This is a genomic window from Pseudochrobactrum algeriensis (assembly GCF_018436245.1).
GTDB classification, from domain to species: domain Bacteria; phylum Pseudomonadota; class Alphaproteobacteria; order Rhizobiales; family Rhizobiaceae; genus Pseudochrobactrum; species Pseudochrobactrum saccharolyticum.
Genome location: NZ_CP075361.1, coordinates 417,582 through 442,607, shown reverse-complemented (window position 1 = coordinate 442,607; position 25,026 = coordinate 417,582). Strand labels below are relative to the sequence as shown.

General features: G+C 52.8%; 24 protein-coding genes. 13 read left to right on the top strand and 11 right to left on the bottom strand.

Features of this window, described 5'->3' with window-relative positions:
- Positions 1 to 55: 55 nt before the first annotated feature.
- Together pepT and KHQ09_RS04125 are read right to left on the bottom strand one after the other, a co-directional pair.
- Positions 56 to 1,291 (bottom strand): peptidase T, encoded by a 1,236-nt coding sequence (gene pepT, locus KHQ09_RS04130; RefSeq protein WP_213596494.1) that lies wholly within the window; start codon positions 1,289 to 1,291, stop codon positions 56 to 58.
- Positions 1,292 to 1,508: 217 nt separating this feature from the next.
- A complete protein-coding gene (locus KHQ09_RS04125; RefSeq protein ID WP_213596492.1) occupies positions 1,509 to 3,107 on the bottom strand; it encodes an ABC transporter substrate-binding protein in 1,599 nt (532 codons plus the stop codon).
- A gap of 503 nt (positions 3,108 to 3,610) precedes the next feature.
- Between KHQ09_RS04125 and KHQ09_RS04120 the strand changes: the two genes are divergently transcribed.
- From KHQ09_RS04120 to KHQ09_RS04090, 7 genes are all read left to right on the top strand, one after another.
- Positions 3,611 to 4,210, top strand: coding sequence for a DUF922 domain-containing Zn-dependent protease (locus KHQ09_RS04120; RefSeq protein WP_213596490.1), 600 nt, complete (start codon positions 3,611 to 3,613; stop codon positions 4,208 to 4,210).
- Between the two features lie 445 nt (positions 4,211 to 4,655).
- Entirely contained in the window at positions 4,656 to 6,077 is a 1,422-nt protein-coding gene (locus KHQ09_RS04115) for a M20 family metallopeptidase (protein ID WP_213596488.1), read from the top strand.
- Between the two features lie 125 nt (positions 6,078 to 6,202).
- The gene (locus KHQ09_RS04110) at positions 6,203 to 6,925 is read left to right on the top strand and encodes an ABC transporter permease (protein ID WP_022710163.1); all 723 of its coding nucleotides are present in this window, start codon (positions 6,203 to 6,205) and stop codon (positions 6,923 to 6,925) included.
- Positions 6,922 to 7,656, top strand: a complete 735-nt coding sequence (locus KHQ09_RS04105; protein ID WP_022710164.1) for an ABC transporter permease — start codon at positions 6,922 to 6,924, stop codon at positions 7,654 to 7,656. Before KHQ09_RS04110 ends, KHQ09_RS04105 begins: the two co-directional genes overlap by 4 nt.
- Positions 7,653 to 8,447, top strand: coding sequence for an ABC transporter ATP-binding protein (locus tag KHQ09_RS04100; RefSeq protein ID WP_075654253.1), 795 nt, complete (start codon positions 7,653 to 7,655; stop codon positions 8,445 to 8,447). The genes KHQ09_RS04105 and KHQ09_RS04100 overlap by 4 nt, the downstream gene beginning before the upstream one ends.
- 34 nt (positions 8,448 to 8,481) lie before the next feature.
- On the top strand, positions 8,482 to 9,339 hold the full coding sequence (locus KHQ09_RS04095) for a transporter substrate-binding domain-containing protein (protein WP_213596486.1): 858 nt from the start codon (positions 8,482 to 8,484) through the stop codon (positions 9,337 to 9,339).
- A gap of 234 nt (positions 9,340 to 9,573) precedes the next feature.
- Positions 9,574 to 10,467, top strand: coding sequence for a DMT family transporter (locus KHQ09_RS04090; protein WP_022710167.1), 894 nt, complete (start codon positions 9,574 to 9,576; stop codon positions 10,465 to 10,467).
- Positions 10,468 to 10,476: 9 nt separating this feature from the next.
- Here the strand turns inward: KHQ09_RS04090 and msuE are convergent, their stop codons facing one another.
- The 3 genes from msuE to KHQ09_RS04075 are packed head-to-tail and all read right to left on the bottom strand — an operon-like array spanning position 10,477 to position 12,087.
- Positions 10,477 to 11,037 (bottom strand): FMN reductase, encoded by a 561-nt coding sequence (msuE, locus tag KHQ09_RS04085; RefSeq protein ID WP_213596484.1) that lies wholly within the window; start codon positions 11,035 to 11,037, stop codon positions 10,477 to 10,479.
- Complete coding sequence (locus KHQ09_RS04080; protein ID WP_213596482.1) at positions 11,034 to 11,699, bottom strand: glutathione S-transferase family protein; 666 nt, start codon at positions 11,697 to 11,699, stop codon at positions 11,034 to 11,036. Before KHQ09_RS04080 ends, msuE begins: the two co-directional genes overlap by 4 nt.
- A 1-nt stretch (position 11,700) precedes the next feature.
- Positions 11,701 to 12,087, bottom strand: a complete 387-nt coding sequence (locus KHQ09_RS04075; protein ID WP_213596480.1) for an ArsR/SmtB family transcription factor — start codon at positions 12,085 to 12,087, stop codon at positions 11,701 to 11,703.
- Between the two features lie 254 nt (positions 12,088 to 12,341).
- On the opposite strand from KHQ09_RS04075, the gene KHQ09_RS04070 reads away from it, so the two are divergent.
- The 4 genes from KHQ09_RS04070 to KHQ09_RS04055 are packed head-to-tail and all read left to right on the top strand — an operon-like array spanning position 12,342 to position 17,204.
- Complete coding sequence (locus KHQ09_RS04070) at positions 12,342 to 13,178, top strand: ABC transporter substrate-binding protein (protein ID WP_213596478.1); 837 nt, start codon at positions 12,342 to 12,344, stop codon at positions 13,176 to 13,178.
- A gap of 38 nt (positions 13,179 to 13,216) precedes the next feature.
- Complete coding sequence (locus KHQ09_RS04065; RefSeq protein WP_116086604.1) at positions 13,217 to 14,347, top strand: LLM class flavin-dependent oxidoreductase; 1,131 nt, start codon at positions 13,217 to 13,219, stop codon at positions 14,345 to 14,347.
- Between the two features lie 2 nt (positions 14,348 to 14,349).
- Entirely contained in the window at positions 14,350 to 16,179 is a 1,830-nt protein-coding gene (locus tag KHQ09_RS04060) for a TRAP transporter large permease (RefSeq protein ID WP_213599789.1), read from the top strand.
- A gap of 26 nt (positions 16,180 to 16,205) precedes the next feature.
- A complete protein-coding gene (locus KHQ09_RS04055) occupies positions 16,206 to 17,204 on the top strand; it encodes a TRAP transporter substrate-binding protein (protein WP_213596476.1) in 999 nt (332 codons plus the stop codon).
- Between the two features lie 65 nt (positions 17,205 to 17,269).
- Here the strand turns inward: KHQ09_RS04055 and KHQ09_RS04050 are convergent, their stop codons facing one another.
- Entirely contained in the window at positions 17,270 to 18,298 is a 1,029-nt protein-coding gene (locus tag KHQ09_RS04050; RefSeq protein WP_028233451.1) for a sugar-binding transcriptional regulator, read from the bottom strand.
- 164 nt (positions 18,299 to 18,462) lie between these two features.
- On the opposite strand from KHQ09_RS04050, the gene KHQ09_RS04045 reads away from it, so the two are divergent.
- Positions 18,463 to 19,215, top strand: coding sequence for a hypothetical protein (locus KHQ09_RS04045; RefSeq protein WP_213596474.1), 753 nt, complete (start codon positions 18,463 to 18,465; stop codon positions 19,213 to 19,215).
- A 46-nt stretch (positions 19,216 to 19,261) separates the two neighbouring features.
- Here the strand turns inward: KHQ09_RS04045 and ptsP are convergent, their stop codons facing one another.
- The 5 genes from ptsP to KHQ09_RS04020 form a co-directional block, all read right to left on the bottom strand.
- Positions 19,262 to 21,232 (bottom strand): phosphoenolpyruvate--protein phosphotransferase, encoded by a 1,971-nt coding sequence (gene ptsP, locus KHQ09_RS04040; protein WP_213596472.1) that lies wholly within the window; start codon positions 21,230 to 21,232, stop codon positions 19,262 to 19,264.
- Positions 21,233 to 21,258: 26 nt separating this feature from the next.
- Positions 21,259 to 21,639, bottom strand: coding sequence for a PTS glucitol/sorbitol transporter subunit IIA (locus KHQ09_RS04035; protein ID WP_213596470.1), 381 nt, complete (start codon positions 21,637 to 21,639; stop codon positions 21,259 to 21,261).
- Between the two features lie 86 nt (positions 21,640 to 21,725).
- Positions 21,726 to 22,715 (bottom strand): PTS glucitol/sorbitol transporter subunit IIB, encoded by a 990-nt coding sequence (gene srlE, locus KHQ09_RS04030; RefSeq protein WP_213596468.1) that lies wholly within the window; start codon positions 22,713 to 22,715, stop codon positions 21,726 to 21,728.
- 16 nt (positions 22,716 to 22,731) lie between these two features.
- On the bottom strand, positions 22,732 to 23,532 hold the full coding sequence (gene srlA, locus KHQ09_RS04025; protein ID WP_122092352.1) for a PTS glucitol/sorbitol transporter subunit IIC: 801 nt from the start codon (positions 23,530 to 23,532) through the stop codon (positions 22,732 to 22,734).
- A gap of 54 nt (positions 23,533 to 23,586) precedes the next feature.
- Positions 23,587 to 24,021, bottom strand: a complete 435-nt coding sequence (locus KHQ09_RS04020) for a transcriptional regulator GutM (protein ID WP_213596466.1) — start codon at positions 24,019 to 24,021, stop codon at positions 23,587 to 23,589.
- A 205-nt stretch (positions 24,022 to 24,226) separates the two neighbouring features.
- Between KHQ09_RS04020 and KHQ09_RS04015 the strand changes: the two genes are divergently transcribed.
- Positions 24,227 to 24,874: a hypothetical protein gene (locus tag KHQ09_RS04015; RefSeq protein WP_116087187.1), complete on the top strand. Its 648-nt coding sequence runs from the start codon at positions 24,227 to 24,229 to the stop codon at positions 24,872 to 24,874.
- Positions 24,875 to 25,026: the final 152 nt, after the last annotated feature.

Below are 25,026 nucleotides of genomic sequence, written 5' to 3'. Positions count from 1 at the left end.
CAGGCGCGGTGTTCTTCCGCGCCTGTAACATTCATAACTGTGTTCGTATGTTTAATCAGCGTTTAGCCGCTGCTGCGCGTTTCAAAATCTCAATCACCATCTCCGATGCCTTGTTCAGAGAACCAACCGGCAGGAACTCGTAGATCGAATGGAAATTATGCGCACCGCAGAACAGGTTCGGGCAAGGCAGACCTTTTTCTGACAGAACTGCACCGTCATAACCACCGCGCATCGGAATGGCATAAGGTTCGACACCAATAGCTTTCATCGCTTCCAGAGCCAGTTCAACCGGATAGAAATTATCGCCCTTCAGGCCTTCGGCAGCATTGCGATACATCGGACGATATTCAACCGATACTGTGCCCTCACCATGCAACTGGTTAAAGCTTGCCGCGAGTGTATCAATGAAATTACGGCGTTTATCATAGCCCTCTACAGTAAAATCGCGGATATCAACCACGATTTTGGCCGATGCCACGCTGCCCTGAATAGCTTTGACCCAGTAATAGCCTTCACGATTTTCCGTATGTTCCGGCCGCTCACCCGCCGGCAGCATACCAACATATTGCTGGGCATAGAGAATGGCATTGCGCAGCTTGCCCTTAGCCGACATCGGGTGGGCAGGCTGGCCGCGGAAAGTGATGTGGAACTCACCGGCATTCCAGTTTTCATAGACAATTTCACCCACTGCACAACAGTCCAGCGTATAGGCGAAATCCGCATTGAGGCTCGGTACATCCAGTGCTTTCGCGCCCAGCAGACCGATCTCTTCATCCGGCACAAACACGACTTTAACCTCGCCATGCTCAATCTGCGGATTATCTTGCAACACCTGCATCGCATGCATAACTTCAGCGATCGCTGACTTGTTATCCGCACCCAGCAGGCTGGTGCCGTCTGTCACGATAATGCGGTCGCCTTCGTAACGCTTCAGTTCCGGAAATTCCTCAACGCGCATCACAATATCAAGCGCTTTATTGAGGACGATATCCCCGCCCTGATAATCCACCACATGCGCCTTGGTATCAGTAGTATATTCACCACTGGTATCCATATGGGCAACCCATGCGATCACCGGTGCCTGACGGCTGGCATCTTTGATATTGGACGGCAATGTACCAACCACGATGGAATGATCTCTCATTTCCACGGTAAGTCCCAAATCGCGCAGCTCGCCTGCCAACAGATTGGCGAGTTCAGTCTGGCCGCTGCTGGACGGGAGTTTCCCCGCATCGGATACGGCTGTTGTATTAATACGGGTATAGTTCAGAAAGCGTTCAACAATATCCATCGGATTCTTTTACCTCATACCAAGGCGCTAAGATGCTAACGCATCACGCCTTGAAAATGTTCAATCACCACACGGGCTTAACCAAAGTCCAATGAGTTTTACTCAATGAACTTTGGTATCAGCTTACAGTTTCATTTCATCTTGCAGAAATGGCGCCGGTGACGGCGCCATTGATTTTGAAACAAGTGCTCACCAAAAACGGGTAAGATCGTGTTGCTTATTCTTCGATATCAACATCTTCAAAGAGATAACCGCCGAAAGGATCGATGCGGAAATCTTTAACTTTCTTGCTGACCGGCTGTTCCATCACCTGATGGGCAATCGTCAGCCACGGTGCCTGTTCTTTAAAGATCACCTGCGCCTGTTCATAAAGCTTGGTGCGTTCTGCCTGATCCGTGGTCAGCTTGGCCGCCTGAATAAGCTTTTCGAAATCAGCGTTACACCAGTTGGCACGGTTACTGCTGCCGACAGCTTCACAACCCAGCAAAGCTGCAAGGAAGTTATCCGGATCAGCCATACCACCGGTCCAACCGAGCATGACTGCACCGTCACGGTCTTTTTCCAGCGAGCGCTTGAGATATTCGCTCCAGTCATAGGAGACGATCTCAGCTTTAACTCCAACTTTTGCCAGATCAGCCTGCATCGATTCCGCTGCACGGCGGGCATTCGGCATATAAGGACGCTGTACAGGCATTGCCCAGATCTTCATCGAAAGATCTTTAACACCGGCTTCATCAAGAAGTTTGCGCGATGCTTCAATATCATAAGCATCGTCTTTAACGTCTTTATTATAGCCCCATACGCCCGGAGGCATTGCGTTGACCGCAACCATACCGGTTGAGCCAAACACAGCATCAATGATCGCCTGTTTGTTGATCGCCATATTCAGCGCTTTACGCACGCGCACATCGTCAAATGGTGCAACAACAGTGTTGTATGCCATGAAAGCAATATTCAGGCCTTCTTTACGCTGTACTTCAAGCGAAGTATCCGCTTTCATCTCATCAATATCCGCAGGGTTCGGATAAGCGATGATATGGCATTCGCCGGCCTTCAGCTTCTGATAACGCACGGAAGCATCAGGGGTGATCGCGAAAATCAGATTGTCGATCTTCTGCTTGCCTCCCCAGTAATCAGGATTGGCCTGAAAACGCACAGCGCTGTTTGCCTGATAATCCACATATTGATACGGGCCGGTACCAACCGGCAACTGGCTCAGCTGATCGGTTTTACCTTCTGCCACCAGCTGATCCGCATATTCTTTGGACTGGATTACAGCAAAAGTCAGCGACAGCGAAGCAATCATGGTTGCTTCCGGACGATTCAGAACGAACTTAACCGTATGATCGTCGATCTTCTTGATTTCTTTAATCAGTGTCGGGAAAGAATAGGCACCATATTGCGGCCATGTCCCCTTGCCGTAAAACGGATTTTCCTTGTTGCCCTGACGGTCAAAGCTGAAAATTACATCATCCGCATTGAATTCGCGGGTTGGTGTGAAATAGCTGGTTGTCTGGAATTTTACGCCTTTGCGAAGAAAGAAAGTATATTCCTTACCGTCTTCCGAAATTTCCCAGCGCTCGGCCAGTCCCGGTTCCAGTTCTGTTGAGCCGCGCTTGATTTTAATCAGACCGTTGGACACGTTACGCGCCGAAGCGTCATAAGTTGCACCTGATGTGGTGGTTGCCGCATCGAAATTGTCCGGTGCCGCTTCAGAGCAATAAATCAGTGTTTTTGCTGAAGCCTGAGCAGAGGCCATTCCGCCGAGCAGCAAAGCAAGTGCTGTCGCCGAAAGCGCCTTTTTATAAATATTCATACTGGTATTCCCCATTCCATCCGGCAGACAAAACCCCTCTGTTCAAGTAACCAACAGAACTGCCTTGCCTGTTCATTTTACACGCATCCCGAAAACTGTTTCACAGTCTTCAGACTACGCTCTTAGTCCGGTCAAAAAGTGATTGATGACCGGAGTTAAGTGATTCCGTATCGTGATAGTGTAACGATCTCCGCCCGAGTGCCATTGATAATTTTGAAGAAAATCACAATCATCCCAACTAAATCAGGGGAGGCTCAGAACCGGTGAAACGGGAGACCGGCTTTCGGCCATTCGCATGATGCTTTCACTGATACGATCCATTCCGGCAAAAATACTCGATCTTTTTATTTTGCGCATATGTTATCCGATCGAAGCGGGATAAAAAAACAGTCAGTGGACTGTTTTTCCCGCGAAGGCGCTTCACACTTTTCGGGATACGCTCTAGGTATAGACACGCCGGTTCCGGCATTCTTTCAACAATGTCGGTCAAACCGGAAGATAGCATGTCTGTTAAAAGTATTTTCTTCACCCTGCTTGCAACCGGCACAATCTGGGCAGGCAGTGCGCAAGCTGAGTGGCAGGCGATTGAGAAGGTGGAAACCTATTCTGTCTCCGGCACAACAGGTCCAGAGCTCTATGCTTCCATCGGCCAAAAAGGCCCGCAGATCGGCAAGAACAGACGCACCATTGCGCATACAAATTTCACATTGCTCTGGTCGCGCAAATATAAAACCGATGACGGCAACTGCACTTTGGTTTCTGCCAAACCAAAACTGACAATTACATATACATTGCCGAGACCGGCGCAAAAGCTACCGCCGGAAACTGCCGCGCTCTGGGCAACATTCTATGCCGGCATTGAAAAACATGAGCATATTCACGGCGATTACATCAAAGAAATGGTACAGAAAATTGAAACGGCCACCGTCGGGATGTCCGTTGCCAATGATCCGAAATGCACCAAGTTCAAAACAGAGCTGAATAAAGTGCTCTCGGATTTGTTTCAGGAGCAGCGCCAGCGCGGCCGCGATTTTGACCGTTCAGACATGGCACAGGGCGGAAATATTCACCAGCTGATCCTCGGGCTGGTCAACGGCCACTGAATCACGACCACTTTATACATCCGTCAAAACTGACCATTATGCTTATTCTCAGCCTGAAACAGTGTTCAAAAGCGCTGTTTCACGCCCGTTTCGGCACATCAACCATCCATATTGGCAAATAATGCCGTCTTTTTGAGCATTATTGTGCCTGTACTCTGCCATTTCGTCACTGTAGTTATCAGCGCGCAGAAAGAGGAGGTTGTCTGCAACGGAGGATATTCCAGACCCGCATGCTGTCTTTATACAGCCCGTATCAGCATCAAACTATGTTGAACGGCAGCTTTTGATGTAATCAGCACTTGTAAGCGGGACCAAGGAATTTTATCAGCACTCAATAATAAGTTGTAATACCCCTTCATCTTCCCAGTCTGAACGGGTAAACGAGCATAGCACGACACTATCCGTAAAGGATGCAGCGCGTGTCAGGATCAAACGGAGCAGGCAATTGAAAAATCATTCTGATATCTGGGATATCGTTGAAGAGAAAAGCCCTGCCTATTTTGATCTGAGTGATACAGTCTGGGACAATCCTGAAACCAATTACGAAGAATATAAAGCCAGCGATGCCCATGCGCAGATGCTGATGGATGAAGGCTTTCGCGTAGAGCGCGGTATTGCCGGTCTGCCGACCGCCGTTATGGGCGAAGCCGGTGAAGACGGCCCTGTCATTGCTATTCTCGGTGAATTTGATGCCCTGCCCGGCCTGAGCCAGATTGCCGGTCTGGCAGAGCCGCAGGAAATTGAGCACGGTGGCCATGGTCATGGCTGCGGTCATAATCTGCTCGGCTCCGGCTCACTCCTCGCAGCCTCCGCGCTGAAAGACTATCTGGCAGAAAACGGTATCAAAGGCCGTGTACGTTATTACGGCTGCCCTGCGGAAGAAGGCGGTTCAGCCAAAGGCTTCATGGTTCGTGAAGGCCTGTTTGATGATGTGGATGTCGCTTTCTGCTGGCATCCTGCTCCTTTTGCCGGTGTCAATGATCCGGTTTCTCTGGCCTGCAATGAAATCAGCTTCCATTTTACCGGCCGCGCAGCCCATGCCGCATCCGCCCCGCATCTCGGCCGCAGTGCGCTGGATGCTGTGGAGCTGATGAATGTCGGCGTCAATTATATGCGCGAGCATATGCCTTCCAGCGCCCGTATCCATTATGCTGTGACAGATACCGGCGGCATTGCACCGAATGTGGTGCAGGCCAAAGCCACTGTACGTTACCTGATCCGCGCGCTCAGCCTGCCGGAAATGCAGACATTGCTGGAACGCGTTCGTAAAATTGCACAGGGTGCAGCCCTGATGACGGAAACGTCGGTGCGTGATGAGATCATCAGCGGTGATGCCAATCTGATCGGCAATTCAACCCTTGAACAGCTGATGCAGATCCAGCTGGAACGTCTCGGCGCACCTGTTTTTGACGAGCAGGACAGAAAAACTGCCCGCGAATTTCAGGATACTCTGAGCAAAGAAGATATCTCGGATGCTTTCCGCCGTTTTGGTGTTGAGCAGCAAGACGGCCTTGCCCTATGCGAAGAGATCTATAAGCCGTATAACGGGGATAATTCCCTTGTCGGCTCTACCGATGTGGGCAGTGTAAGCTGGGTGGTACCAACTGTGCAAATGCGCGGTGCGACCTGCGCAATCGGCACGCCGCTGCATTCATGGCAAATGGTGGCGCAGGGTAAATTGCCTGCAGCCCATAAAGGCATGGCACATGCAGCGAAAATCATGAGCAGCACCGCTGCAGAACTGTTCCGCAATCCGGAACATATTACAGCGGCCAAAGCAGATCATAAAAAACGCCTCGGCGGTACAGTTTTCATCAATCCGATACCGGATGATGTGCAGCCTGCCCTCCCCGTGCAAAAAGCATAGTCAGCGGGCTACAGGAATCCATTATGACAACCATTTCTTTCATCTCTCCTTCTATTCACACGCAGTTTCGGACGGAAAACCAGTTCCCACTTTTCCTGAAACTGCTCTAACCGGCCAAGGACATTATGAAGCAACTCAGCTTTTTTGAAATCCTCAGCTTCGGGCCTGACGGCTGGGGGCAAGTTCTGCTCACCGGCGCATTAATGAGTGTTGCCCTTGCTGTGACCGGCTTTTTGCTCGGCGCAGTCATCGGCGTGTTCGGTGCCTGGGCAAAAATCTCAGGCGGACGGATTACCCGTACCATCGCGGATGGTTATACAACCATTATCCGCGGCATTCCTGACCTGCTGATTATCTATCTGTTTTATTTCGGCGGCAGTGCAGCGATTACCGCAATCGGCAAACTGTTCGGCGCTGAAGGTTTCCTCGGCTTTCCGGGCTTTCTCGCCGGCATGCTGGCTATCGCCATTTCCTGCGGCGCGCATCACACGGAAGTCTTCCGCGGTGCGTTCAAAGCCGTTGCCAAAGGCGAACTGGAAGCGGCAACCGCATGCGGCATGGGTCGCTGGCTGAAATTCCGCCGTATCATTGCGCCTCTGTCGCTGCGTCATGCGCTGCCGGGCCTTGGCAATGTGTGGCAGGTATCGTTGAAAGAATCCGCTCTGGTTTCCGTGACCGGCGTTGTGGAACTGCTGCGTCAGGCACAGATCGGTGCCGGTTCAACCGGTCTGCCATTCAACTTCTTCCTGATCGCCGGTGCCCTCTATCTGCTGATTTCGTCTGTTTCAGGCGGCATTCTGCAGTCTGCTGAGCGCTATTTCTCCCGCGGCGTGAGGAGAGCCCAATGAGTTTTGAATTCTTCGCTGAATCTTTTGTCGCCATGCTGGCAGGTCTGCCTCTGACCCTGAAACTGGCCGCGACTGCGATTGCACTGGGTGCCTGTCTTGCTCTGGTCATCGCGATGATGCGCCTGTCCGGCAATGTTGTGCTGGACTGGATTGCTCGTATTTATGTGTTTGTATTCCGCGGCACACCGCTGCTGGTACAGATTTTCATCATCTATTACGGCCTCAGCCAGTTTCCGGCGATCCGTCACTCTTTCCTGTGGCCGATCCTGCGTGAACCTTACTGGTGTGCGGTTATCGCTCTGACGATGAATACTGCCGCCTATGCCGGCGAGATCATCCGTGGCGGCCTGCTGTCCGTGCCTCATGGCCAGATTGAAGCAGCCAAAGCCTGCGGCATGTCCCGCTTCACCGCTTTCCGCCGCGTGGTCATGCCGCTTGCTATCCGTCAGGCACTGCCTGCCTATGGCAATGAAATGATCTCTATGGTCAAAGCCACCTCGCTGGCCTCGATCATCACGCTGATGGAAGTGACCGGTATTGCTGCCAAGCTGATTGCCGAGAGCTATCGCGCGATTGAAGTTTTTGTCGTCGCCGGTGCGATTTATCTGTCCATCAACTTCATTCTGACCCGTCTTCTGCTGCTGGCTGAATACCGCCTGACGCCATATCTGCGTCAGCCTGTTCCTGTCAGCGTACCGGCCAATATTCCTACTGAAGGAAAAGCATCGTGAGCAATACAGTATCCGCATCCGCACCGGTCGCGCTGAAAGTCGAAAACCTGCGCAAGAATTTCGGTCAGGTCGAAGTGCTGAAAGGTATTTCGCTCGAAGCCCGCGAAGGTGAAGTGATCTCCATTCTCGGCTCTTCCGGCTCGGGTAAATCCACATTGCTGCGCTGCATCAACCTTCTGGAAACACCGACATCCGGTACGGTCACCATTTCCGGTGAAACCATCAAGATGGCGCAGAACTCCAAAGGCGAAAGCTACCCGACCGACAAGAAACAGGTCTCGCGCATTCGCTCGGAACTCGGCATGGTCTTCCAGAGCTTCAATCTCTGGTCACACAAAACCATTCTGGAAAATGTAATTGAAGCGCCGATCTATGTGCAGGGGCGCAACCGCGCTGAAGTCATTGAAGAAGCGGAAGCACTGCTGGCGAAAGTCGGTATTGCCGATAAGCGCAATTACTATCCGTCGCATATGTCCGGTGGCCAGCAGCAGCGTGCAGCGATTGCCCGCGCGCTGGCAATGAAGCCAAAAGTAATGCTGTTTGACGAACCGACTTCCGCACTTGATCCGGAACTGGTAGGTGAAGTTCTGCGCGTGATGCGCGGACTTGCTGAAGAAGGCCGTACAATGCTGGTCGTGACTCACGAAATGGGCTTTGCCCGTGACGTGTCCAACCGCGTTATCTTTGTCCATCAGGGTCAGGTTGAAGAAGACGGCGCACCGTCGGAAGTCTTCACCAATTCCAAGTCAGAACGTTTCCGCAAATTCATCAGCCACGAAAATGCGGCCTGATCGAACTAAAACAATTATCTAACAGGGTGCTTCTATGAAAATCAGCCTCATCACCAAATCGCTTCTTGCTTCTGCAATGTTGCTCGGCGCCGTATCGGCCAGCGTCACTGCACAGGCAAAGGAATGGACAAAAGTAACCATCGCAACTGAAGGTGCTTACCGTCCGTACAACTTCACCAAGCCGGACGGCACACTCGACGGTTATGAAATCGAGCTGAGCAAATATCTCTGCGATCATATGAAAGTGGAATGCACGCTCGTTGCAACACCATTTGACAGCATGATCCCTGCTCTGAATGCCGGTAAATTCGACGCGATCATGGCTGGTCTGACCGCCACTGCAAAGCGCGAAGAAACCATTGATTTCTCGGTCTCCTACGGCCTGACACCACAGACTTTCGCAACGCTGAAAGACAGCCCATATGCGAAACTGCCGCATACCGGCGAAACTCTGTTCCTTGCCAATGAAGATGAAGCCACCAAGAAAGCCATCGGCGAATTTTCGACTTCAATCGAAGGCCGCACTGTTGGCGTACAGACCGCTTCGCTCGGCCTGACACTGCTCAACACCTATTTCAAAGATTCCGCTGATATCCGCGAATATAAGACTACTGAACAACACGATCTGGATCTGAAGTCCGGCCGCGTTGATCTGGTTGTAGCGTCGCTGGCCTATCTGGCCGATGCTGCGAAAAAGCCAGGCAATGAAGATATCGTTCTGACCGGTCCTTACTTTAAAGGCGGCGTTCTGGGTCGCGGCGTTGCCGTTGGTCTGCGTAAGAACGAACCTGAGCTGCAGAAGAAGTTCAGCGAAGCGATTGAAGCCGCAAAAGCAGACGGCACAATCAAAAAGCTGTCCGAAAAATGGTTCGGTTTTGACGTAACTCCATAAGTTACGAACACAATTTGAAATCATGAATGTGGCTGCGATTTTCGCGGCCACATTTTTTTTATGTTGTAAGCAAGAGCAACAGGAGCATGATCAAATCCGGTCATCGCATAAAGACATGATCTGATCTGAAACTTTGATGATCCGCTCTGCGCAATATGATTGGACGGCAAGGCTTTGTATCTGTAGAAGCCTTTGTTATTCAAACATTTCTCATCCTGCATCCGGATCACGACTATGCCTGTATATGAACTCGCCGCACTCGGAGCCGCGACTTGCTGGGCGTTTACAGGTATTATTTCTGCCATTCCCGCCGGTCATGTCGGCGCATTGGCATTCAACCGCGGCAGACAGGTTTTCGTCACCGGATTATTGCTGGTCTATGTCCTGATTTCCGGTACATGGCGTGACCTCAGCTGGGACAGTGCAGTTCCGCTGCTGCTCTCCGGCCTGATCGGGATTTTCGTCGGCGACTCTCTGCTGTTCACCGCTCTGAACCGCCTTGGACCCCGCCGCTCCGGTATTCTGTTTGCGCTCAATGCACCGATTGCCGCCGTGCTTGGCTGGCTGCTGCTGGATGAAACATTATCGCCTATGGGTGTGCTCGGCATCGCCGTCACTATATCCGGCGTACTACTGGCCATTCTGTTCGGCAAGCGCCGTGCGCAAATCCATGAATGGGAAAAGATCAAAGGCCCGCTCTGGATCGGTGTCGGGCTGGGGCTGGCGGCAGCAACCGGTCAGGCCATCGGCTCGATTATCGCCCGCCCTGTCATGGCCAGCGGGATTGATCCGGCATTGGCCTCGCTATTGCGTGTTGGCATTGCCGCCTGCTGCTTGACCGTGCTGACACAATTGCCGTTTCCGGCGCTCAAACCCAAAAAGCCTTTTACGCTGAAGATTGCCTTCCTCACCGCTTTGACCGGCTTTCTCTCGCTGGCACTCGGCATGACATTGCTGCTCTTTGCGCTCTCCGGCGGCAAAGTCGGTATTGTCTCCACCATCTCGGCGACAACACCGGTGATTATTCTGCCGCTGCTATGGCTGCGTACCGGTGAGCGCCCCGCCAATGGTGCATGGCTTGGCGCTCTGCTGGTGGTAGCCGGAATGGCGCTGATTATGCTGCGCTGAGTGAGATACTCACTCAGCCGCCTGCTGCTGATAATGATGGCCGGAAACCACACGCACAGCTTCAGAAACCGCCTGCGCAATGCGGTTCTCAATCAGCACATTGCTGAGCGTACCATCGGTAAAATCGCGGTCTGAAACATAAATCGCGGTCGGCAGTGCAAAAGCTTCGAAAAACCCGAATAGCGGACGCAACTGGTGTTCGACAATCAGCGAATGGCGATCACCGCCGCCGGTTGCAGCCAGAATGACCGGTTTGCCACGCAGTAATTTCGGATCAAGCAGATCGAAGAAATGTTTGAACAGCCCTGTATAGCTGCCTTTATAGGTCGGCGTACCGACAACCAGCAGATCAGCAGCGGCAATTTCATCCACAATGTCAGAAGCCTGCTTGTCAAGCTGCGATGGCCAGCGCGCAGCAGGAAACGACGCGCCCAGATCGGCAATATCATAGACGGATAACACACCGCCGAGGGACAAAGCTGCCTGTCCGGCAATATGTTCAACAAAGCCACGGGTTTTTGACGGGCTGGTCAGGTTGCCGGAAAATCCGGTTATGCGGGGCGCAGTCATAGTCTTTCCTCAGAATTTTCATGTGTCAGCGGGGGCGGCAAAGGAATCTCCCCCGTAAAAACCGGCACACGATAGCCACGCTGCACAGCTTCGCGCTGTGCGATCTGCAAATACCAGCGCCGGACGGAGGGATAATCATTGAGATTGATTTTATGACGTTCAAAACGCGAGACCCACGGCCAGACCGACATATCAGCAATGGAATAATCTCCTGCCAGATAGTCTTTACCGTTGAGATGCTGCTCCAGCTTCTCGTAAAGCCGCTTGGTTTCATGAGCGAAAAGCGCGGAAGCTGCCGGTGCCACATCCGGATGATAGGTCAGAAAATAATGCGCATGGCCAAGCGTGGGGCCAAAACCACCAACCTGCCAGAACACCCATTCCAGCACCGCATAACGCTCAGCACCTGATGCTGGCAAAAACCGGCCGGTCTTCTCTGCGAGATAAGTCAGGATCGCACCGGATTCCAGCAATGTCAGCCCGTTTGAATGATCGACAATCGCCGGAATTTTAGAGCCCGCACTGATCTTGCGGAAGTATTCAGAGAACTGCTCGCCTTTGGTCAGGTCGATTGCATGCGCCTGATAGGGCAAGCCAAATTCTTCCAGTGCAATGGAGGTTTTCAGCCCGTTGGGCGTAATCCATGTGTAGAGATCAATCATATCAGTCAAACATCAGGTCGGGCATCAGGTCGGGCATCGCATCGGATGTTTGGCGGCTTGTCATATTCCGTCCGGTCACATCTTCCAGCCCGTCAAAAATCTCCCGTAGCCGCAGAACAATCTGCTCAACGCGCGGGTCGGCCACACTATAGATCATCGTCTTGCCGTCGCGCCTGCAGACAATGACACCTGCTTCACGCAGAATACTCAATTGTTGCGACAGGCTCGGCTGCGGAATACGCAGTTCCGCTTCCAGCTCACCGACCTGCGCTTCCTGCTCCATCAGATAACAGACCAGCGCCAGCCGGTTTGCATTGGCAATCAGCTTGAGCAGGTCACTCGCTGTGGTGACCGAACGGCATAAACGGGCTGCAACCGGCTTGGTCATTAAACCTCTCATTATAACCACGCGCAAACATTCTATAAAAAAATATATTGATAACTGATATTAATCAATATGTTATAAATTCAAGCGTTAAAAATTATGACCTGCGCACATGCCAAAAACTAGAATAATCCGTTACAAAGCCGCACAAAATTAGAACAGCCCGCTTTGGCTTTCATTTTACAAAAACGTAAATTGTATCTCAGTACCACAGGCGGATAATTCCGGTTTCTGCCTGTCTTCTGAAAGGGCAGTTTATGAAAATCGGTGTTCATCCCAGCAATCTGCATCTGCGTATCGCACAGGTCTGGCCTGATGCCTTTGCCGCACTGGATGGTGAGTTTGTTGCCTATCGCGAAGGGCGCAACACCGGCAGACTGATTACAGAAGGTAAGATTGATTTTGGCGGCACCGGCTCAACCCCGCCGATCACTGCAGCTCTGGACGGGTTGCCTGTCAATTATATCGCCGCCTCTGCCCCACGTCCTGCCAATGGTGCCATTCTGGTGCGCACTGACAGCCCGATCAAATCCACATCTGATCTGAAACACCGTCGCATCGGACTGGTAGACGGCTCTTTCCAGACTTATTATCTGGCACGCAATCTGGAAGAAGCAGGCCTCAGCCTCACCGATATTGAACGCATCGAGCCAGAAGTGAATGATGCCCTGCCAGCTCTGCTCGACGGTCGTGTTGATGCATGGATTGCCATGGCACCGCGTCTGGAAAATGCCCTTGAACGCGATGATATCCGCCTGCTCTCGCGCTGCGGCTCTACTATTCCCAACCGCTCTTTGTTCTGGACGCTGGAAAGCAGCGGGTTTGATGCCCAAACCCGCCTGAAAATTGCGCAGGAACTGGCACGTATCGGCCGTGAAATCACTGCCGATCCGCATCAGGCCGCCCGCAGGTTGGTGGAAAGCGGCGCAACGGAAGCCAGCCTGCAAGGCTGGGAAAAGGTGATTGCCTCACGCGATTTCACTGTCATTCCGGCGGATGAAACCATTCTCACAGAACAGCAGACAGAAGCAGAAGTTCTGCATCGTCACGGGCATTTTGACCGCCTTGCGCAGATTTATCCGCAGGCTGCCTGATCGCCACATCACCGCAATTTAAGAATACGGACAATGATATGAATATTTTCTGGTATATGTGCGCACCTGACGGTGCCTATCCGTGGAAGCCGGAAGGCTCCCGCAAGGTTGATCTCGGTTATTACAAGCAGCTTGCCATGGCCTATGACCAGCTGGGTTATACCGGCGCACTCTTTGCCACTGGTGCCCATGATGTCTGGGGGCTGGCCAATTCGCTGCTACCTTATACGGAGCGGCTGAAATTTCTCGTTGCCATTCATCCGGGTCTGATTGCCCCTACCCTGCTTGCCAAAATGGCGGCGAGTTTCCAGGAATTTTCCAACGGCCGCCTGTTGGTCAATGTCGTATCGGGTGATGCCAAAATGCTCGGCGCCTATGGCATGAACATTCCCCATGATGAACGCTATGATATGGCCGATGAATATCTGACCATCTGGCACAGACTGTTCGCCGGAGAGAGCGTGGATTATCAGGGAAAATATTTCACCACAACCGGTGCCAAACTGGCACTGCCGGTGGGCGACACGATTACCCCGCCGCCGCTCTGGTTCGGCGGCTCCTCCGATAAAGCCCTCGATGTTTCCGCCAAGCATACCGACACTTACCTGTCATGGGGTGAAACACCGGAGCAGATTGGTGCGAAAATTGCCAAGGTTAAAGAACGTGCCAAGCAATTCGGCCGTACTATGCAATATGGCATCCGCCTTTATGTGATTGTGCGCGATACCGATGCCAAAGCATGGGAAGCCGCCAATGATCTCTATGCGCAGATGGATGCCGCATCCATTGCTGCCAATCAGCGCTTTGTTTCCAACACGGATTCCGTTGGCCAAAAACGCATGAGTGCTTTGCATGGCGGTGTTAAGCCTGAAAACTTACGTGATCTGGAAGTTGCACCAAACCTCTGGGCGGGTATCGGCCTTGTGCGTCCGGGTCCGGGCACTGCAATTGTCGGTTCACCGGATACGGTTATCCGCACACTGGAAGCCTATCGTGAAGCGGGTGTGGAAACATTCATCCTCTCCGGTATGCCATTGCTGGAAGAAGCCTATCGTTTCGGGGAAACTGTGCTGCCGCGTCTTGATGTTTCGACAGAAGTAAAGCAAGCAAAGAATTACACATGGTCAACGCTGTTTGACCGCGACCTCTCTAAGGCAGTTCCGGCTTGATGATGAGTACAGTGAAGACCTATCCCGCGATCGCAATAACACCGGTGCAATCCTTTGCCAGAACAATGCTGACCGGCATTGAAAATCTGCTGGGTGCAATCTGTGCCGCGCTCCTTGCCGCATTGCTGCTGATTGTGCTGACAACAGTGGTGCTGCGCTACGGGTTTAATACCGGTCTTCTCGGCTCTGAAGAACTGGCCACATGGCTCTATGTTGCATTGATTGCCTTTGGTGCGCCGCTGGCAATCAATTCGGCACTGGCAATGCGGCTTGATCTGGTGACATCCCGTCTCTCGCCTTCGGGTCAGCGTGGCGCAGCTATTATTGCGGACACTTTCACGCTGATGAGCGGGCTGATCCTCAGCTTCGGCAGTGCGCGGATTGCTGTGCTGCTTGGCGGTATTTCTCCGACACTCGGCCTGCCGGAATGGATACGTTTCGGCTTTCTCGGTCTCGGCGGGTTCTTTATTCTGATTGTGCTGGGGCTACAGCGCATCAGCGAGAATAAAATACCGGATCTGCTGATTGCCGGCCTGCTGGCAACGGCGCTCTATATCGCTGTCAGTCATATCCAGATTGATACGGATTTAAGCCCGAGCATTGTGCTGGGTTTGATTGCGCTGGCCGGACTGCTGGTTGCTGCACCTTTGCCCCATGCATTTCTGGCTGCTGCATATATTGCCATTGCCTTTGGCAGCACCTTGCCGGAACCGGCAGTTGTGTCTTCCACCGTAACCGGTGTTTCCAAATTCCTGCTGCTGGCAATTCCGTTCTTTCTGCTGGCGGGCAGCCTGCTTACCGCCGCAGGCATTGCGCAGAAGATCGTGCAATTTGCCTCCTCACTTGTCGGCCATCGCCGTGCAGGATTGGCGCAAACCACATTGCTAACCAGTGTGCTATTTTCCGGTGCTTCCGGCTCTTCTGTCGCCAATGCGGCCTTCGGCGCTGCAACCTTCCAGCCGGAACTGGTGAAGCGTGGCTATCCGCCTGCGCAGGCCGGTGCGATTATTGCGGCAACTTCTGTGCTGGATAATGTGATCCCGCCGTCTATTGCTTTTCTCATTCTCGCAGCGGCAACCAATCTCTCTGTCGGCGCATTGCTTGTCGGCGGTTTTTTTGCCGGTGCGATCATGGCTCTCTGCCTTGCCGTTGCCATTCATCTGACCGTGCGCGAACAGGTGACACAGCCGCGTGCCAGCGGACAGGAACGCCTGCATTCAGCCATCGGTGCCATCCCGGCTTTCGGCCTTGGCATTATCGTTGTGGTCGGTATCCGCATGGGCGTTGTCACCACCACAGAAGCCGCAGCCATTGCTGCGCTCTACACGCTGATTATGGCCGTTATCGGCAAAGTCGGCATTACCTCGCTCTATGATATTTTCAGGCAATCCGGCAAAGAAGCCTCTGCTATCGGCTTACTTATCGGCACGGCCAGCCCTTTCGCTTTCCTGCTGGCAGTGGATGATATTTCTGGCACGATTTCCGATCTGGTCAACGGTCTTGGCGCGAACCCGATCATCATTCTGATTGCCATCAATCTCGTATTGCTGATTGTCGGCCTTGTGCTCGATATTGGTGCTGCCATTTTGCTGTTTGGCCCGATCTTTCTGCCAATTGCAGTGGCAGCAGGTATTGATCCGGTAATGTTCAGTGTCATTCTCGTGGTCAATCTCATGATCGGCGGACTGACCCCGCCTGTCGGCATGCTGGTCTTTGTGGTCAGTGGTGTGACCCGCCTTCCCGCCACCGCTCTCTTCAAAGCCATGACACCCTATTTCATCGCTCTTCTGTTTTCTCTCGTCATTCTCGGCGCATGGGCTCTGCTCATCTGACCTGCTCTCATAAGGATTTTCCCGCTATGATTACGCTTAACCGCCGCCATTTTCTGCGCACTGCCACACTCGGCACTGCCACCGCCCTTGCCATGCCTGCTCTCATCCGCACGGCACAGGCCAAAACATCGATCACTATCGCTTCGCTGTTTGGCGATGATAAGCCGGAAACCAAAATCTGGTTGAAAATCCGTGATCTCGTAGAAGCAAAACTGCCGGGACAGTTCCGTTTCAACATCGTCAAAGACAGTGCTCTGGGCGGTGAAAAGGAAGTGGCTGAGGGCATCCGCCTTGGTTCCGTGCAAGGCAGCCTCTCTACCGTTTCCGCACTTTCCGGCTGGGTGCCGGAGCTGCAAATTCTTGACCTGCCATTCCTGTTCAAAGATGCAGACCATGTGCTGAAAACCGTGCAGGGCGAGACTGGCAATGATCTGAAGGAAAAGCTCAAAGCGCAGAACTTCATTGCCATCGGCTTCATCAATTACGGCGCACGGCATTTGCTGACCAAGGAAGCCGTGACCAAACCGGAACAACTCAAAGGCAAACGCATCCGCGTTATTCAAAGCCCGCTGCATACCAAGCTTTGGAGCAATTTCGGCACCACGCCGGTGGGTATTCCGATCACCGAAACCTATAATGCACTGGAAACCGGCGTTGCCGATGCGATGGATCTGACAAAATCAGCCTATGCGAGCTTCAAGCTCTATGAGGTTGTGCCGTTTGTCACTGAAACCGGCCATATCTGGGCGTCGGGTGTGGTCTATTTCTCTGCCAATTTCTGGAACGGTCTCAATACCGAGCAACAGCAGGTGCTGCAGGAAGCATCACAAGAAGCCACCGGCTATTTTAATCAGCTGATTGTTGATGATGAAAGCGCGGCGATTGCCAAAGCCAAGGAACATGGTGCGCAGGTACTGCAACCGGAAAATTATGACCAGTGGCAGGCCGGTGCAAAAAACGTATGGGATGATTTCGCACCGGTTGTCGGTGGTATCGACCGCATCAATGCGATCAAAAATCTTTAATCCACAGACCGGCTAAGCCGTCCCCCTCCCCAACGTTCAATCATGCGGAGGGGGGCGTTACAGTTTTAATTGCCGGCTTGATATTTCTTCAACATTTCTGCGGCGCTGATTTCATCGGTGATGAAAACAGTCGGTTTCAGCAGCTTCATCGCCCCGAGCAATGCCACCACTTTTTCCGGCCCGCCGGAGGTGAGGATACGCACCGGTGCTTTTTGCAGCTTATCCATGCTGACCGACATCACGCGCTCATGCACCGGATCGGAAACGATCTCGCCATTGCGGTCATAGAAATGGAACAGCATATCGCCGACTGCGCCATTCTCGATCAAAGAGCGCTTCTGCGCTTCATCAATCAGCCCGACGCGATAGGATGTACTGCTGGCCGTCTCAATACCGCCGATGCTGAGCAGCACCATGTCCAGATCATCAGCCATTTCGAAAACATCTTTCAGGCCGCAGCGTTCAACCAATGCCTCACGCGTTTCCTGACTGTCAACCAGTGCCGGTGCGGGGATCAGATAGCCCTCGCCCTGAAAAATCTGCGCGAATTGCCAGGCAAATTCCGGCGGATTGAACCGGCGCGGCTGGGCAATTCCGCCGAGTAGCGAAATCACTTTAAGATCATTAAGACTACGCGCACCGATATGCTGCAAAGTGCCGGATAATGTGCGCCCCCAGCCTACACCAATGCGCATGCCGTGCTGTACTTTCTCGGAAAGATAAGCACCGGTTGCAGCAGCAATCGGCACAATCGGGTCAGTCTCCGGCGTTGACAGCGGCGCAACGATTGCCCGCTCCAGCCCGAAGGTCTGCTCCAGCATTCTTTCCAGCGCAGTCAGACCGGCCAGCTTGCCTTCAATCGTGATCTTCACCTCATTGCGGGCACGGGCTTCGGCCAGCAGCCGCACAATCGTTACGCGACCGACACCAAGCACATCCGCAATGTCATTCTGGGTCATCTGCTCGACATAATACATCCATGCCGCGCGGGTGCGCAGCCTGTTGGTTTTATTCTCGCTGGCGACACCTTCTGATCCGACGATAAATTCCGGTGTTTCCTGAACATTACCCGATTTGCGCTTTGTGCTTTTCAACCCAATTCCCCGAATATTTTGCACATACTTATACGACCTGCTGAAAGACTGGCCGATAAGCAGGTTTTTCTGCGCGCAGCTTATTGCTTTTTCAGCCATGAAGAAACAATAATCCCGTCATCATTTCGGGTTATACCCGCATCATGCGCGCAGGATGAACGACCATGCATCAGGACATTCCGAACGACATCGCCGTCAGTATCAAAGACAAGCTGCGAGGCCTGCGTTATGCCCTGCGCCGTACCCGTCACGGCCAGAATGAGGCTGCGGAACCGGCAATCCTGCCGGATATTGTCCTCAACCGTGCTGCACATGTTGCCGCAACCGTGATGGATAAAGCATTCAGCACCGCTGAAAATATCTCGATTTCTCTGGTTTCCGACAATCCGTCCATTCATGACACTGCGCCGGATGTGCAGGGTTTGCGCTTCTATTTCACAAGCGGACAAGAAGGACAGCGCGCGTTTCACCGCGATATGTATTATCTGACCAAGGCCGTGTTGCGTCGCAACAAAGCAGAAAACGTGCTGATTCAGGAAGCCGTTTTCATGTCGGTCTATAATCACATGAAACAGCGCTATAGTGCGGATATTGCCCGCCTGCATGATCCGAAAACTGATGTAATCCAGCAGACTGCCAGACTGTGCACGGCGCTGTTTCAGGAAATATTGCGCCAGCAGCCGGTGCGCCAGTCCAGCACCCTGTCCGAACAAGCCCTGATTTCAGGTTTTGCGGCCATTAGTCTGGCCTGTGGTCTGGCAACAGCCAAACCGGTCGATATGGAAAATATTGATAATTTGGAAAGCGCCCTGCTGGCAGTGGAAGCACGCGGCGAACGTATTCTTGAAAGCCTGCACAACAAGGATGAAGCAGCACTGCAAAAACTGTTTGCCACACTGATTTTTCATCTGCCGTAAAGACAAGACACCGCCATAAGAATGTATTTTACGGCGGTGTTTAAATTTATTTAAGCTCAGAAATCAGCTTCTTTGCCCGCGGGATTGAAGCGGGACTCATGCTCAGTTCTGTCAGCCCCATGCGGATAAATTCTGCAATCAGATCCGGCCTTGCTGCCGCCTCACCGCACATTCCCACCATAATACCGGCTTGCACGCCTGCTTTTGCAGTCATCTCAATGGCGGCCATCACCGCCGGATGTGAAACATCATTCAGCTTGGCAACAGTCGGATTAAGCCGGTCTGCAGCCATAACATATTGGGTCAGATCATTGGTGCCGATTGAGAAGAAAGCGGCTTCCTGTGCCAGCTGTTGTGCAGCAAAAACAGCGGCAGGCGTTTCAATCATCACGCCAAGATCAAACTGACCGCAAACCTTGCCCTCACTGAGCAGTTCTTGTCTGCATGTCTCAATCAAAGCTTTGGTTGCGCGGATTTCCGCCACATCCGAGATCATCGGCAGCATGACTTTAAGCTGCCCATGTACGGCAGAACGCAGCAAGGCACGCAATTGCGGCTTGAAAATATCCGGCCGGTCAAGACACATACGGATACCGCGCCAGCCGAGAAACGGATTTTCCTCCTGCGGAAATTCAATGCCCGCAATCGGCTTGTCACCACCGATATCAAGCGTGCGTACAATCACAGGATAAGGTGCAAAAGCTTTCAGCAAAGCTGAATAGGTTTCCGTCTGCATATCTTCCGATGGCAGATGCATATGTTTCATGAAGAGCAGCTCGGTACGGAACAGGCCGACACCCATCGCACCGGCTGCCTGCGCCACCTCAATCTCTTCCAGTGCACCGAGATTGGCGGCAACTTCAATTACTGTACCATCGGCCCGCTGCGGGATCATGGTGCGATAGGCTTCCAAAGCCTGTTTTTCAGCCTTCGCATCTGCAATACGCTGCTTGAAATCCGCGCAGATTACGTCATCTGGATCCGGCGCGACACGGCCTTTACTGCCGTCAACAGCAATCTGCTTCACATCTTTCAGCTGATGCACCGCTTTACCCAGACCGAGCACCGCCGGAATACCATGAGTGCGGGCAATGATCGCCACATGGGAAGTTGCGCCGCCATGGCCACAGACAATCGCACCGATTTTTTTCAGCGGTGCGCGGGCGAAATCCCATGCACCGATATCTTCAGCAATCAGAATAGCGCCATCCGGCAAGGCTTCCAGACTGATATCCTGCTGTCCCAGAAGCGCCAGACAAATCTGACGACCAACGGCCTGCACATCATCAGCACGGGCGTTGAGATAAGGGTCATCAATCTCTGAGAACTGACGGGCAACGGCTGCACTGGCACCGAGCATAGCTGAGAGTGCATCCAGCCCGCCACGGATCAGTCCTGTTGCTTCATCAAGCAAAGTCTCGTCCGCAGCAATATCCTTCAATGCCGCAATAATACCGCGATCGCTCTCGGCAAGATTATCCGCTTTCAGCTCCGCATCCATACGCTGCTGGACATGCGCGACAGCATCATGAAAACGGGCAAGTTCTGCGGATATTTCAGAGGTTTTCAACGTGCGGTTATCAGCAGAGATTTCCGGCGGGAAAAACGGATAGGCCTCACCGATTGCCACGCCTTCACTGGCGGCAATACCGGTGATGAAACCGGTCTCTTCCGGCTCTGCCAGCGTAACAGCCGGAACTATTGGTTCAACAGATGCAGGCGCGCTCGCAACAACAGGAGCATCCGCATTTTCATCCAGACCCGACAGCGGATTTTCCAGATAGCCGATCAGCGCTTCCAGTGCCTCAATCGCATCCGCACCTTCGGCACGCACGGTCACCGTGTCATTTTCCTTAACGCCGAGCAGCATCAGCTTCACGGAGCTTTTTGCGCTGACGCTTTTGTCCGCTTTAGCAATCTCAATGTCCGATTCAAAGCTCTTGGCAAGCTTTACAAAGCGGGTAGCCGGCCGTGCATGTAAACCTTCATGCACCCGTACGATTGTCGAGCGTTCCATGCTATACCTGTTTCAATAGTCTGAATTTATGCGTGAATGATAATCGCGGTGCCGGTCTGCAATTGCGCCACCAGCGCCTGCGTATCCACTTCGGAAGCGCAAATTTCTCCCGGACGCTCGGTGCTTTCAGAACCGTTGAACGAAATCACCACATGGCCGATATCCAGCACTTTCTGCCACGCGCTGGAGCCGACAGAGGTAATCGTCGCCTCAAGAGAACCGATGCTGATCTTTGCGCCGGTTGCAGGGGCTTCAGCAGACGGTTGGGCTTCCACCGCATGAAGCACAGAAACCTCAGCCAGTTCTGACGGAGAGCCGTCAGCAAACAGGATAACTACGCCGCCTTCAGCCAGATCCGCCACTTCAGGACCCACAGCGGTAATCCGCGTTTTAAGAGAAATTGTCATAATGGCGGAACCTTTCAATCTATTCTGCTTTGCAAGAGCGGCCAGTCATTGGCGACCAGACCGCTCTTTGTATTGTATGTGTTATTTTAAAGAACCATCAGGCTCACAGCCCATGCAATCAGCACCGAAACCGGCCCCATGATCTGACGGCTGATGAGAACCGCAGGCACACCGATCTCGATGGTTTTCGGCTTGGCTTCACCCAATGCCAGACCAACCGGTACAAAGTCACAACCGACCTGCGTGTTATAGGCAAACAGTGCAGGCAGAGCCATTGCCGGAGCAATCGTGCCATTGGCAATTTGCGGCCCGATAATTGCCACACCAACCACCTGCGCAATCACTGCACCAGGTCCGAGAACCGGTGACAGAAACGGCAGGCCGCAGATTGCGGACAGGATCAGCAGCCCGATAATATTATTGGCAAGCGGCCCCAGCGGCTGTGCGAGAATATCGCCGATACCGGTATAGAGGATGAAGCCGATCAGCATGGTAACGAAAGCCATGAACGGCAATACGTTACGGATAACCTGATCGATGGTACGGCGACCGGCATTAAAGAATACGCCGACAATGCCGCCCATCACTCGGCCGACACTGCTGATAAAGCCGATCAGACCGCCCTCAGAAGGCTGTTCAACCGGTGCAGCAGGTGCCTCAGCCTTGGTCTGTGTCGCAGCAGCAGCCGCCGGTGCGGAACCATCTGCAAGGGCAATATTTTCAGACTTCACACCCGACACATAGATATCTTCGGTAATATACTGTGCCAATGGTCCTGACTGGCCGACCGGCATCACATTAACGGTCGGAATACGTTTGCGCGGATAGACACCGCAACGTGCCGTGCCGCCGCAATCCACGATTACAACAGCCATTTCGCTTTCAATCGGCGGGCTTTTAAAGCCGTCAACCGCTTCAGCACCGGTCAGGTCTGCAATCTGACGGGCAATCGGGTGAATACCGCCACCGGTGACAGAAACAACCTTGTTGCGCTGTTCGGTCGGCTGAATGGTCAGCGGGCCGCCCCAGCCGCCGGAACCCGGATTAATTGTTACGGATTTATAGGTTTTTGCCATGTTCCCCTCCCGCCCCTCAGAGCTCAATGCCCTGACGGCGCGCCATAATGGCGGTAATACGTTCTGTCAGCATACCTTTGAGCAGGATCACTACGAGACCGACCAGCGCATACCAGATCGCCACAGTGATATGATAACCGCCCGGCACTGCGCCCTTCTTTTCCAGCTCCAACAGCGCCACAAGAATGCCGCCCCAGACGAAATACTCGCCCGGATTGATATGCGGGAACAGGCCAAGCGGCGGATGCACATAGGAAACCGCAGCATCGTAAAATGCAGGCTTGTGCTTTTCTTCGAGGAACGAGCCGAATGTATAGGCCATTGGATTGGTCAGGAAGAAGACCGAAAGCAAAGGCAAAACCGTATAACGGGTCAGCGCGATACGTCCGGCACCGCGTGCCAGACCATGCACGCGCTTTTCGCCCACCAGTTCGGTGATCGCGTAAAAAGCGGTCATCAGCACGATCAGTGTCGGGATGATACCGGTAACAAAGCCGGTCAGAACCTCGCCGCCCTTCTGGAACACACCGATAAAGTGTTTACCCAAAGCGGTAAGCCAGCCGAGCTGCTCTTCCTGCTGCACATTTTGCAGGCGTTCACGGAACTGATCGACAGTGATATTGCCGCCGGTTGCAGCCGCTGTTCCCGTATCGGTGCTGGCCTGCGCCAATACCACGAGATCATTGCCGCTTTGCTGCACCGCCATTTTGCTGTGCAGCCCTGCGTTTAACACTGCGTCGGATACCAGCCCCCCCGCATGATGCAGGGATTGCATGGTGACGTCGGCATGTTGTGCCAACATTGCTGTAATTGACATATTACCTCCCTGATTGCCGCACCGGACATGCGGCCTCCCCTACTCTTTTTTAGTTCAGGCTTCCGCTGTCTTCAGACCGGTTAGTCCGGTCTCTCCGTCAGACGTATCAGCCAGCCTTTCAGCCTGTTCGATTGCAGAGCGCACCGCATGTGCCACAGCCGGCTGAAATTTGTCCTGTTCCAGCTGCTCCCGCAATTGGGTCAGTGTCAGCCCTTCAAAAGCATCACGACGGGTGAATTTGGCAAAGACTGTACGACCACTCATCTCCAGCAATCTGCGCACAACCAGATCACGATCCACCACGATCAGAACAATAACGCCCTTACCAAAACGCCCGCGCACATGACCGGCACCAACATATCCGTCTTTGTATTTATTGCTGATGCCCTTCATGACATCGGTATAGTGACGCATCTGGAACCAGACACCCAGCGACTGGAAACCCCAGAGCAATGCCAAAGCTAATAATGCCCATTGCCATATCGCCATACGATATCCTCCCGACTGCCTCTGAACCCGTCATCAGCTCATTCTCCCGAGTGAATTAGAGAACATTTGTTTTTTTTAATGTCAATATGTATAATTCATTACACGCAGATCAAAGCGAATGGACCATGACATTTCTCCTGTCATCGCTTATGATTACTGTCAATAAAGTGCCCGCATAAAAGACCGATACAAGAAAGAGCTCATGATGGATCTGCTATTCAAAAACCAGATGGCAAATGTGCCTGATTTACGGCACAGGCTGCGTCAGCTGCGCTGGTTTCGGGCGACTTTGCGTAAACATGCCGGTCTGATTACCGAAATGACCGGTATGCGCTATGATATTGATGAAAAACGCCTGACGGAAGCCTTTCTCAACTGGATCGAGCTGGTCAATCAGAACAAGCATTATGCTGCTGTTGACCGCAAGGATTTCATTATTTTTGCCGCCGGTCTGGTTCTTAAAGAGCTGATCCGCCTCAGCCCCGCCAGAGCCGTGAATGCGCCGGATAAAGTTCTGACCGGCGAGATGGAGAATTTGAACGAAATCATCCGCTTCTGGCCGGAAGGTTTTCTCTATACCAATTACTGTATCTGTGCGATTGCCGCGATACAGGAACAAGAATTCGGCATAAGCCCCGATATTGACCAGAGCGCCAATGATCTGCGCACCTGGTGGACATATAAAGAAAATGCGTCTGAAATGCCGGGCTTTGCCATCGCCTTTCTCGACAAGTTTTTGGGACAGGAACCCAATTGGGTGATGCCGGATTTTGCCTCGGCACGCGCGGCAGTGCAGCGTGCACTCGGCGCAGACAATCCTGCCGTTGCACTCACGCAGCCATCGCATAATTAGAGCGTCGGGCGCCCCGTTGGGCGCACAAAGGTCGTTCTAACACTTTAAAAGTAGAGCATAATTTTACCTTAAACTGATCCAAGTTTAAGGAATTATGCTCTAGAACTAAAAAATCCCCCGCAGGATGGAAAGGAAAGCCTTGCATCCGGCGG